Origin of the sequence: Actinoplanes sp. NPDC026623 (assembly GCF_040638275.1) — a bacterium.
Classification (GTDB): domain Bacteria; phylum Actinomycetota; class Actinomycetes; order Mycobacteriales; family Micromonosporaceae; genus Actinoplanes.
Genome location: NZ_JBEZXZ010000019.1, coordinates 65,692 through 77,628, shown reverse-complemented (window position 1 = coordinate 77,628; position 11,937 = coordinate 65,692). Strand labels below are relative to the sequence as shown.

At 69.0% G+C, this 11,937-nt stretch carries 6 protein-coding genes; 4 read left to right on the top strand and 2 right to left on the bottom strand.

Going from position 1 to position 11,937, the window contains the following annotated elements; all coding sequences use genetic code 11:
• Positions 1-805: helix-turn-helix domain-containing protein (locus AB0F10_RS08880; protein ID WP_360621610.1), on the bottom strand; the 805-nt coding region annotated here is incomplete at its 3' end.
• 155 nt (positions 806-960) lie between these two features.
• On the opposite strand from AB0F10_RS08880, the gene AB0F10_RS08875 reads away from it, so the two are divergent.
• The 3 genes from AB0F10_RS08875 to AB0F10_RS08865 all read left to right on the top strand — a co-directional run bounded on the left by AB0F10_RS08875 (position 961) and on the right by AB0F10_RS08865 (position 3,379).
• Positions 961-1,665, top strand: a complete 705-nt coding sequence (locus AB0F10_RS08875; RefSeq protein WP_360621607.1) for a DUF5317 family protein — start codon at positions 961-963, stop codon at positions 1,663-1,665.
• A 306-nt stretch (positions 1,666-1,971) separates the two neighbouring features.
• Complete coding sequence (locus tag AB0F10_RS08870) at positions 1,972-2,463, top strand: carbonic anhydrase (RefSeq protein ID WP_360621605.1); 492 nt, start codon at positions 1,972-1,974, stop codon at positions 2,461-2,463.
• Between the two features lie 10 nt (positions 2,464-2,473).
• Positions 2,474-3,379: an aminoglycoside phosphotransferase family protein gene (locus AB0F10_RS08865; RefSeq protein ID WP_360621603.1), complete on the top strand. Its 906-nt coding sequence runs from the start codon at positions 2,474-2,476 to the stop codon at positions 3,377-3,379.
• Positions 3,380-3,390: 11 nt separating this feature from the next.
• On the opposite strand, the gene AB0F10_RS08860 is transcribed toward AB0F10_RS08865, so the two are convergent.
• On the bottom strand, positions 3,391-3,828 hold the full coding sequence (locus AB0F10_RS08860; protein ID WP_360621601.1) for a hypothetical protein: 438 nt from the start codon (positions 3,826-3,828) through the stop codon (positions 3,391-3,393).
• A 275-nt stretch (positions 3,829-4,103) separates the two neighbouring features.
• On the opposite strand from AB0F10_RS08860, the gene AB0F10_RS08855 reads away from it, so the two are divergent.
• A complete protein-coding gene (locus AB0F10_RS08855; RefSeq protein WP_360621599.1) occupies positions 4,104-11,930 on the top strand; it encodes an FG-GAP-like repeat-containing protein in 7,827 nt (2,608 codons plus the stop codon).
• Positions 11,931-11,937 lie beyond the last annotated feature (7 nt).

Sequence of the window (11,937 nt, the reverse complement as noted above, 5' to 3'; positions counted from 1 at the left end):
CGACCGCCTCCGCCCGATCCGGCAGGTCCAGGACCAGAGGGTGCGCGCCGGCCTCGGCGGCCAGCGCGCCCAGCCGATTGCGGCTGGTGACGACGGTACGGACGGCCGGCCCTCCGGACAGCAGCGGCCGGACCTGGTCGGCGTCGCGGGCGTTGTCCAGGATCACCAGCAGCCGGAGCCCCGCCGTCATGCTGCGGTACAGCGTCGCCTGCCCGTCCCGGTCGGCCGGCACCTGCCGCGGCTCGACGCCCAGCGCGTCGAGGAAGCCGCGGATGGCGTCCGCGGGATCGACGACCTCGTCGTCGCGGTCGAAGCCGCGCAGATTGACGTAGAGCTGACCGTCGGGAAAGCCCCTGGCGGCGCCGTAGGCCCAGTGCACGACCAGCGCGGTCTTGCCGATGCCGGCCGTGCCGGTGACGGTCACCACCCGGGCCGCCGCGGCGTCCAGCGCGGCGAGTGCGGCGGCGCGGCCGACGAAATCCTCGACGTCCAGGGGCAACTGCGCCGGCGCCCGGGAGGCCGGCCGGCGGCGGGTCTCCGCGTGGACGCCGACGAGGATCTCGTGGCGGCGCCGCCAGTCCGCCACGTCGGCGTCGGTGCCGCCGCACGCCCGGATCAGCGGCCGCACCAGATGGTCGAAGTCCGGCGGGCGCCTGATCTCACCGTTGAGAATCGCGTAGAGCTGCGTCCTGCTGATTCCCACGTCGCGCGCCACGCCCGGCAGGTCGCGCCCGGACGCCTGCCACCGCCGCCGCAGTCCGGCACAGAACGCGGCCACCGGGCCCGTATCTCGCGAAACAGCCACGGGCTCACCGTAGCCGGTGTCGTCCGGCGATCCGTGTTCCCCGAGCCCCCGCCGCCAGCGCCGTTGCCCGTCCGGTCCGGAGTTCGTCGGTGAACCACCGCCCACACCGGACGGTCGGGTTGGCTGACCGCAGCGCCGACGAGAGGAGCCCTGCGGTGCCGATCAGGTTTCTGCTGTTGACGATCGCACCGTCGGCCGTCGGCGTCGCTCTGGGATACCTGCTCGGCGGCCGCCTCGCCGGCTTCCGCACCATCAGGGTCAGGGCGCTCTGGCTCGTGTGGCTCGCCGCGGGCGTGCAGTACGCGCAGTATTCGATCGGCGGCCCGCCGTTGCTTGTGGTGGTCTTCGCCGTCGTGCTGACCTGGCTGGCCGTCAACATTCCGGGGTGGCCGCGGGCGATCCGGGCGGCCGCCGTCGTGATCGTGCTCGGCGCGTCGCTCAACGGGCTGGCCATCGCGCTCAACGGCCGGATGCCCTACGCCCCCGCGGCGGCCGGCGACGCCGGGCTGCGCCCCGGGGCGCGGACGCCGAAGAACGAGCCGGCCGGCCCGGGCACCCGGCTCGCCGTCCTCGGCGACACCATCGCGGTCCAGCCACTGCACGCGGTCGTCAGCCTCGGCGACCTTCTGATCGGGGGCGGCACCTGCGCATTCGTCGTGATCGCGATGCGCAGGTGCCGGAGGAACAGCCCAGCGGAGGAGGTGAATCATGATCCACACACTGAGCGGGCGGCGCATCGCCATGGCGATCTTCACGCTGGCGGCGCTGGTGACCCTGCTCTACCCGGTCGGCGCGCCGATGACCGAGGGCAGCTGAGCATCGACCCCGAACCGTACCGACCGATGGGAGTCGACCGATGACACAGACAATCGCGTGGCGGCGCATCACCATCGCCGTCTTCGCCCTGACGACCCTGGCGACGCTGCTCTACACGATCGGGGCACCTTATGAACAAGGCGGCTGATCCGCGGGTGAGGATCCGCGTCTTCCTGACGCTGATCGCCCTGTCCACCCTGATCTACAGCATCGGCGCCCCGCACGAGCACGGCGGCTGATCACGGTGGGCGGCAGGACGGTCCTGGGGGGCTATCTCCTATTACACAAGTAGGGATACGATCCCGTAGGACCTCTTGCCGTCACCACCCGCCGACCAGGGAGACACGACCGTGAGCGTGACCGACGAACTGCTGCAGAACGCCGAGCGCTATGCGGCGGGCTTCGACAAGGGCGACCTGCCGCTGCCGCCGGCCAAGCGCGTGGCCGTGCTCGCCTGCATGGACGCCCGGCTCAACCCGTACGGGCTGCTGGGGCTCGCCGAGGGCGACGCGCACGTCATCCGCAACGCCGGCGGGGTCGTCACCGCCGACGAGTTGCGCAGCCTGGCCATCAGCCAGCGGCTGCTCGGCACCACCGAGATCATCCTGATCCACCACACCGGGTGCGGCATGCTGACCTTCACCGACGACGATTTCAAGGCGAGCATCCAGGCCGAGGTCGGCATCAAGCCGTCGTGGGCCGCCGAGGCGTTCACCGACATCGACGAGGACGTGCGGCAGTCCGTCCGCCGCATCCTCGACGACCCGTTCATCCCGGCGAAGGAGTCGGTACGCGGCTTCGTCTACGAGGTCGAGACCGGCCGGCTGCGCGAGGTCAAATAGCCTCGTCCACATGTCACACGCGACGATCGAGATCACCGCGGAACTCGTCCGGGCCCTGGTGCGTGAGCAGCACCCCGACCTCGCCGGCCACCCGGTGCGCCCGGGCGCGCGCGGCTGGGCCAACCAGCTGTGGCGGCTCGGCGACGACCTCGCCGTCCGGCTTCCCTGGGCGACCGGGGACGCGGACGCGCTGCTGCGCAAGGAGCACGCCTGGGTGCCGGCGCTGGCCCCGCTCCTCCCCCTGCCGGTGCCCGTGCCGCAGCGGCTCGGCGAACCCTCCGAGCGGTTCCCCCGGCCCTGGCTCGTCACCACCTGGGTCCCGGGCGCGCCCGCCGACCAGGCCCCCGTCACGCGCGCCGCGGACGCGGCCGAGTCGCTGGCCGCCTTCCTGACGGCTCTCCACCGGCCCGCGCCCGGCGGCGCGCCCGCCGTCCAGGACCGCGGCGGCCCGCTCGCCGACCAGGACGCCGGCGTCACCGAGGGGATCGCCGCCGCCGCCGAACGCGGGCTGATCGAGGACCCGGACGCCGTGCTCGCCGTCTGGCGGGACGCGGTCGCCGCTCCCGAATGGACCGGCCCGGCACAGTGGATCCACGCCGACCTGCACCCGGCCAACGTCCTCACCGCCGACGGCTCCCTCTGCGGCGTGGTCGACTTCGGCGCCCTCTGCGCCGGCGACCCGGCCTGCGACCTGGCCGCCGCGTGGATCCTGCTGCCGGACGGCGCCGCCGACCGCTTCCACGCGGCCTACCGGCCGGCCCCGGACGCCCCCACCCTGCGCCGCGCCCGCGGCTGGGCGGTGTGGCGCGCCCTCGGCTGCACCTTCGTCGGCGCCGACGACGGCCCAGGCGGCAAACCCACCTGGGGTCCGCCCGCCGCCGCCAGCCTGAGGCGCCTCGTCGCCACGATCCGCTGACGGAGGCACCGTCAGAAGAGGTTCGCGCTGTCGATGTACAGGCTGTCGTCGACGGAATTGAGATAGAACTCGACCCTGATCGACTGAGGATCCAGCCGGCCGGCAAACCGCAGGTCGAGCGTGTTGGTGATCAGCGTCCAGGTGGTGCTCACCCGAAATTCGGCGGTTGAGACGTGGCCGGTGTTCAGCCGCCAGAGCGCCAGCGTGCCTTCCGCCATGGCGTTCTTGGCGCGCAGCCAGGCGAAGCACGAGACGCTCGGCGCCTGCACCACGACGTCCTGCCCCATCGATCCGCCCGGGACGGAGCTCCTCAACTCCATGACCCAGCTGCCGGTCTTGGCGATCCCGCCGCCCACATACACGAGTTGAACCGCCTCAGGGAGGTTGACCCGCACCCACCCCTGCTGGAGTTGGTAGGACTCGAAGCTCGAATTTTCCAGATAGGACATGACCGAATCCTCACGGGCCGGGGTCACTACGAAGCGATACTGCCAGGCGTGAATGCGGCAATACGCCGAATGTCAGATCACGTACTGTCTGATTGACAGGCATCACGGCCGGGGAGAGCCTTTTCCAAGCGGGCGACGGTCGAGGAGCACCCATGGCGGTAACCGGGCCGTCCAGGTCACATGACATTGCAAAACCGGCGCCGGCGTGTGACCTTTCCCCGGACATTCGTCCTTCCCCATGGCGTCTTAAGATTCCGACCTGGCGGCCGAGGACGGTGCTGTTTGCCGTATGCCGCGGATTGCTGTTCCTGGCCGGCCTGTTCATGCTGTGGATGGGGCTCGCCTCACCGGCCGCCGCCGATGTCGGGCCGACAGGCGGATTCAAGACGTCTGTCGCGATCAAGGTGCCACCGTTTCATGCCCTTGAGCCGCGACTCGGCCTGTCCTATTCGTCGTCGGGACCCAACGGCTGGATCGGACAAGGCTGGAACCTCCAGGGCGTGTCGACTCTGCGGCGCCAATCGATGAGGCACGGCCTACCGCAATGGGATGCCGGCGACACGTTCGCACTCGACGGTAATGACCTCGTCGCCTGTCCGGGCCCGGGCGCCGAGGGCTCGGAGGCGCACAGCCCGAGCTGCGCCCATCGGCTACCCGGCACGGCGGCATACACGACACGGGTGGAAACCTTCCAGCGGATCGCGGCGGAAGGGAACCCGTTGCTGGGCAAGGGCGACAACGGAGGTCCGCGCTGGATCGTATGGCGCACCGACGGTGTCAAGGCGATCTACGAGCCGGGACTGGTCACCGCCCGGGGCGTGCTGGAATGGCGCCTGACGAGAGTCGCGGACCTCAGCGGCAATTCCGTAACCTACGACTGGGCACCCTCGCAGGGTTTACAGGTCGGCGTGCTGCGAGCGATTCGCTACGGGGATGTCGAGATCCGATTCCAGACCGAGGCTCGCCCGGACCCCATCCGGGTGGCCACCGGCGCCGGCCTGGTAATCAACTCCACCAGGCTGCAGGTGATCGACGAATTCGCCGGTGGTCGACGCATCCGGGCCTACCTGCTGCGTTACGGCACCCGGCCCGGGCCTGCCACGCAGGTAATTCAAGGTGCCGAGGCATCCTTTCTCCAATCCGTGCAGCAGTACGGCAGTGACGCCACGGTTGACGCCAATGGGGTGCACGGCCCGACGTCTCTGCCACCCACAACGTTCGCGGGCCCGCAATCGGAAGATGCCACGGCCTGGAAGACCGGCCCGTCGGCCGAGGTGGAGGACTGGGCGGCGAATTGGCCTCCGGGTCCCGACGACTCGACCCGATTCTCTGTCACCCTCGACGGGGGCGCACAGGGTCAGGTGGGCTGGCCGATGCTGCTCAATGGTCCGGCGCGGTGGCTGTCCTTCGATTTCAATGGTGACCGGCGCAGCGACTTCGCGCTCATCACACCGACGAACAATCACGTATTCGACCTGCACATCGAGTTCACGCAGGTCAACGGCGGCTACCGCCTGATGCATCAACAGGTGCCTTCGCCGACCGGCGCGCTTCACCAGTACACGAACTTCTCGGCCCTCGTGGGAGACGTGGAGGGCGACGGTATCCAGGACCTCACCCTGGTCGAGGGAGAGCGGGCGCTGACGGTCTTCGGTCGTGACACCTATCCGAGTGGCCTGCTGGACAGCGGTGCCCCGCAGCAGTTGCCATCGCTCGGCCAGCAGCCACGCCGCTTGCTGATGGGAGACGTCACCGGTGACGGCCTGGCCGACGTCGTCGCCGTCGGTCAGGGAAATCCCGTCCCGCCGGGACCGTGCTCGTGGTCCCTGCGGACAGCAATCGGTGTCGGCACGGGCCTGTTCGAGTCCGGCGGCACCCATGCGGTCTGCTGGCAGGGCGGTGCCCTGCCCACTGACAGGGACGAGAATTTCCAGCTTGCCGACGTCAACGGCGACCTCAGAGAGGATCTTGTCGGCTTCCAGCCGGGTAACCTCACGCCGCCGCAGCCCTCGGCGACCGCGAGGATCTTCACGGCGATCTCCGATGGGGCCGGCGGCTTCGGCACCCGTATGCAGGACACCGGCCAGGCCTGGGCGGTAGAGAGCCGGGACGGAGTCGGAAAATGCCCCAGTGGACGTAACTGTGAGGCCCTCATCGCGACCGGCGTCCCGAGCTTCTGGACCGATGCGGACGGCGACGGGCGTACCGATCTGATCGTGCTCCGGCCCGGCCAGGGCGCGACGATCGCGGCCTGGACCAGCTATTCACGCGGCGACGGCTCCTACGGCCAGGCGACGGCCGGTACCACCCCGTTGAGCAACGACACGCTCACGTCGATCACGGTCTTCGCGCCCGCCGGCGGCATCGCCGTCCATCCCATTCCCCGCCGCTGGCTCGTCGGCGACTTCAACGCGGACGGCAGCGGTGACATCGCACTGGTCACCAACGGCGACAACTCAGCGAGGACCCAGCGCACAGTCCGCGTGCTGTCGGATCGGCGCGGGAACTGGACGCCGACGCCGGCAACCGTTCGCGACTGGTCCGGATTCTGCATCGATCACTGCGGGACCCGCGCGGACCAACAGGTCATGACCACCACCGGTGACATCAACGGCGACGGCCAGGACGATGTGCTGTTCGCTCACTGGAACGAAACGGCGGGAAGCAAGCTGGCGCCGTGGAGCGCGCTGGATGCCGATCCCACTCCCGCGGCCGCGTCGCCGGCCAACGTCCTGTCCGGCGACGTCAACGCCGACGGCCGCCAGGACCTGCTGTATCCGACGATGGCCGCCGCCGGCCTGCAGGTGCGCGTCTTCCAGCAACGCGCCGACGCCACCTATCAGCGCGTGGATCCGGTCACGGTGCCGATCGGCACCCGCCTGGCGCAGCGCGGCTGGCTGGTCGCCGACGTCAACTGCGACCGCCGCACGGACCTGGTCAATCTCGACGACGACGTCACCGTCCTGCTCGCCGGCGGCGCGCACGGCTGGCAGGCGGCGGACAGCTATCCGCTGCTCCGCGGGGGCCGGTGGTCGGTCGCCGACGTCAACGGCGACGGCTGTGACGATCTGGTGCGGGTAAGCGAGTTCCCGGGGGTCTACGCATATCTGGGTCAGCCGGACGGCGATTGGCGGATCGACGACGCCCTGACACCATCCGAGGTCCCGGCGCCGGCCCGGGCGGACACGCTTCACTGGTATCCCGCCGACCTCGATGCTAACGGCGCGGCGGACCTCGTCCACGTGAATTCCCGGACGGGCGAGGTGACCACCCTGCTGCGACGCGACGGCGCCTGGAAGACCGTTCCCGGCGAGGTCGTGGTGGGCCCGGAGCTGCCCGCCGGATCCACCGCACCGTCCCCGATCAGCGACATGGTGCTGTCCGGCGGCGACGAACCGATGTGGCACGGCCTGGATGTCAACGGCGACGGGGCGGTCGATTTGGTCCGGGTGAGCGTGGACCGCGCCGGGTCCGTGCTGGTCGAGACGCTGCTCAGCCACGGTGACGGTACCTTCAGCCCACGAACCCAGCGCATCGGCGCGGCCACCGGCGGCGCGTGGGCCGGCGCGGACAGCCAGCACTGGACGCCGGCCGACATCGACCACGACGGACGCGGCGATCTGGTCCGCGTTTTCAACCGCGGCGCGGAGCTGGCATTTCAAACGGCCTTCTCCACCGGCGACGGGGGCTGGACCCTGGCCGGCTCGCCCGCAGACGCGACGGTCGGGCCGCCCGCGTCGGCGGCCTGGCGGGTCGGCGCCTGGGACGGAACGGGCCCCGCCGCCACGGTACGCATCGACGCGCGCCGCAACGCGCTCACCGTCTCGGGTTACACGTCCACCGCGCCCCGCAACGTGATCACCGGAATCACCAACGGACTCGGCGCGTCCACCAAGATCGGCTACACGTCCGCCACGACCATGTACGACGGCGACGCGGTCACCGAACCCGGCTGCCGCCTGCCCAGCGGCGCGTCGGCGGTCCCGGTCGTCGCCGAGGTGACCACCAGCGAGGCACCCACTCGAACCGCGGACACGACCACGACACGTTACGCGTGCCTGCGTTACTCCGCGGAGCTGCGTCAGCCGGTGGCCTGGAGCGAAACCTGGGCCACCCACCGGCCGTCGATCAATCGCCCGGCATACGCCGAACACGTTGTCCGCGATGTCTTCCCGTCCGGAATCGTGCAGCCGGTGCTCGATGAGGTGACGGCCGGACAGGAGTTGCTGCGCGTCACTCGCTCCCGCTACCGGCCGCGCGGAGATCTTCCGCAGATCGACCTGCTGGTGGAGACGGCGGTGAGCAACTGCGCGGCCGGGGTGTGCGCGACCTCCAGCACGGAACTCACCCACGACGCCTTCGGAAATGTCACGAGCACGGTGGAGCAGGCCGCCGGAACCGGGCGCCGGCGACGCGTGGACGTCTCCTACCTCCATGACCATGAGCGGTGGCTTCAGGCGCTGCCACGCCTGACCCGGACGATCGACCCGAGACGGCCGGACCGTGCCCTGCGTGGCCGGCTCACCTGTTACGACGACGACACGTCCGCCGACTGTGACCGGCTGCCCCCGTCGCCGCGCGGTCTGCCAACACTGACACGCGACTGGGACGACAGTTCCGGCTCCTACGTCGTGACGGGCGAGAACGGCTACGACCGGTTCGGCAACCAGGTTTCGATCACCGACGCCAACCACAACACCACAACCACGATCTTCGACCCACAACTGCACCTGTACCCGATACGCGTATGCAACGCTCTCCAGCAATGCAGCCGGTGGCCGGAGCCATGGGACAGGCGGGCAGAGTCCCCGTTGCTGCTGGTGGACGCCAACCAGGCCATGACCCGGCGCACATATGACGCGCTGGGCAGATTGGACACGACCAGGTTTCCCGGCGGCAGCGCCGAGAAGCTGACCTACCGGACCGACGCGGCCGCGGGCACCGTCACGCTGCATGACCTGACCGCCCCGGGGATCGCCCTGTGGGAGCGCACCTACACCGACGGGCTCGGCCGGGTCTACCTGATCGAACGTCCCGGCGGCGACGGCTCCCAGGTCACCGAGATCCGCAGTGACTACACCGACGGTTCCACCAAGCCGTGGCGTACCACCGTTGCGCATTTTGCCGGCGAGACACCGGCGTGGGAGTCGATCGACTACGACGCCGCCGGGCGGCAGGTGAAGCTGACACACGCCGACGGCACCGTCGCCACTCGCAGGTACAGCATCCGCAACGGCCTGGCCGCGGTGCGGGTCCGCGATGAGACCGGTCGCGGCCGCACCCAGCTGTATGACGGATGGGGCGACCTTGCCGTCTCCGAACAACCATCCAGGGGAAACCGGGTCGCCACCACCCGCTACGCCTACAACGCCGTCGATGAACTGATCGCGATCACCGATCATGCGGGCAATGTCATCCGCAATCGGTTCGACACCCTCGGCCGAAAGACCTCCGAACAGGATCCCGACAGCGGAGTCACGCGCTTGCGATATGACCCGGCCGGCAACCTCCTGCGCCGGACCGACGCTCGGGGGCGCGCGGTCGGGTACGCCTACGACAGACTCAATCGCCGGACAACCAAGCATGATCTGCACACGAACGCCACGAGCACCTGGCGCTACGACGAGCCCGGGCACGGCCCGGCCGTCGGCCGCCTCACCAGCTCGCAGGACGCGTCCGGTGCCGACTGTCCGAATAAGATCTCCCGCAGCCTGACCTACGACATCAGCGGCCAGATCATCCAGGAGAAACGCTGCATACGCGGCGACAGCCGGACCTTCACGAGCCATCCGGACGCTCTCGGCCGACTTCAATCCATCGGCTATCCCGACAAGGAGGAACTCACCTACAGGTACGACAAGGCGGGCCACCTCGCCGGCATCTCCGGTTACGTCCTCGACATGAGATATGACGCCCAGGATCAGCTGACCTCCATCGAATACGCAAACCATACGACCGCCCAATGGCGGTACAGCCCCGTACGCGGATGGCTCGATGGGCAACTACTCCGGGACCGCCAGGGCAGGGCGCTCTTCGACAGCACATTCGTTCGGGAAGCCAATGGCCTGGTCAAGTCCGAAAGTTCCGGCAGCAACAAATTCCGGGAAACCTACGGCTACGACGCCATCGGGCGACTGACCACCGCGACGGGCACCTGGAAGCAGCAACTTCGATACGACGACCTCGACAACCTGACGTACAACTCCGCGGTCGGCCCATATCGCTATCCCGCACGCCGCGCATGTGCGACTGCCTGTGCCGGCCCGCACGCCGTCACCACCGCCGGGAACAACAACTACAGGTATGACCGCGCGGGCAATATGACCGAGGCCACCCGGGTCACCTCCGGACCCGTAAAGCAATACACCGTCAAAGCCCATCGACCCGGCAAGCGTGCCGACAGCCTGTGGGTGATCGCCGCCAACCTCCTCGGCGACCCGACGCGGTGGCCGGAGGTTTTCGCCCTCAACAAGGGCAGCCCATATCCCAAAACCGCGGGCGGCCGATTCGTCAACCCGAATCTGATCTTCCCCGGCCAACGGATCCGGCTTCCTGCCAACGCTGAGAAGAAGACAGTCGCGAGCACATACCGAAGGCTCACCTGGAACAGCGACGGGCAGCTCGCCGCAGTCGCGGACAAAGATGCCGGCGTCATCGCCAATCTTTATGATGCCGACGGCAATCGAGTGGAGCAGATCAGCCGTTCCGGCGTAACGAGGTCTTACGGCCGGCTGGCCGACGTGACCGCCCAGGGCACACTCACAAAATACATCTATGCGGGTCCGTTGCTCATAGCCCGGCACCAGGGCACCGAACGAGTTTGGTACACGTGTGACCGGCTCGGCTCGCCACGCGTCATCGCCGGCCAGCAGGGCAACATGATCAGCCGGAAGAACTACACGCCGTTCGGTCAGAGCCTGAACCCCGACCGGCGCTCCGAATCGATCGGCTACACCGGCCAGCGCTACATCGGAGACACCCAGCTCATCGACATGGTCGCCCGCGCGTACGACCCGAAGCTGGCACGGATGGTCTCCGCCGACAGCGTCATCCCCGACCCGTCGAACGCTCAATCCCTCAATCGGTACAGCTACGCCTACAACAATCCGGTCAGGTACACGGACCCCACCGGCCACGCCCCGGACGATGAGCAGCAAGCGTCGAAGGCGGACGTTCGCGACCTCTACAACTGGATACTCACGTCGGAGCTGTACTTCACCCTGGGTAACCGGGCCTTCGCCACGCCGCACCTGGGCGCCGCGCACCGCGATCCACTCGTCAGCACCGAGGAACGTATAAAGGCCTGGCTCGGCGCGGGCATCACCGCCACCCCTACATCGTCGGCGTCGGCGACGGCTGGAACGGCCGAGCCCGTCTCACTGGCCAACGGCACCTGGTCGGCCAACCTCGGCATCGGGCCCCTGGCGGCCCCGGCCCCGCTCGATCAGACGCCGGAGACGGCGGTCATGCCGGATTCGGTGACGCCCCAGGCCGAGGAGCAGGCACCGTTCACGGGTAACTCCGCGGGAGCGCCGTTCACCGGCAACGCCCGGGCGCCGTCGCAGGCCGCGCCGCCACTCGCCGGCGCGGGAGCCAGCGGCGAGAAGCACGGTGATTTCTGGTGGTGGCTGCACAGCTTCGACCTCGGTCTGGTGATGACGAAGCACGAGCGTGCCGACGTTCTCCGGAAGAGTTTCGGGCCCTACGTCGTCGACAACGAAACCGGCGATCCGATCTATCTCAACGGGCTCGCCGACGATGAGGTCATCACCCTGTTCTCCAGCCCGCCGGACCCGCCCCCTGCCGCGCATCCGTCGGCAGCGGCAGCGATCTCCATCCTCGAGAATGCCGCGGGGCACATCTTCCGGGATTCACCTGGTCATCTCAGGGAGGATACGTCCGCGAATCGATCGCTCCTGGAGGGGACCGCAAACAACAAGCAGAACTACCTGGGTCAGGACCAGTATGGAAACGACTGGTACGCGCAGACGCGAACCGACGGGAGTCAGGTGTGGGCACGGGTGCGGAACGGGCAGATCACGAACGGCGGGGTGAACGCGACGCCGGGCACCTGGGATCCCCTGCGCGGCCTGGTGCGCTGACGCCGGA

Coding starts and splice junctions, on each gene's coding strand:
- AB0F10_RS08860 (WP_360621601.1), bottom strand. CDS start 3,828: ATGTCCTATCTGGAAAATTCGAGCTTCGAGTCCTACCAACTCCAGCAG.
- AB0F10_RS08865 (WP_360621603.1), top strand. CDS start 2,474: ATGTCACACGCGACGATCGAGATCACCGCGGAACTCGTCCGGGCCCTG.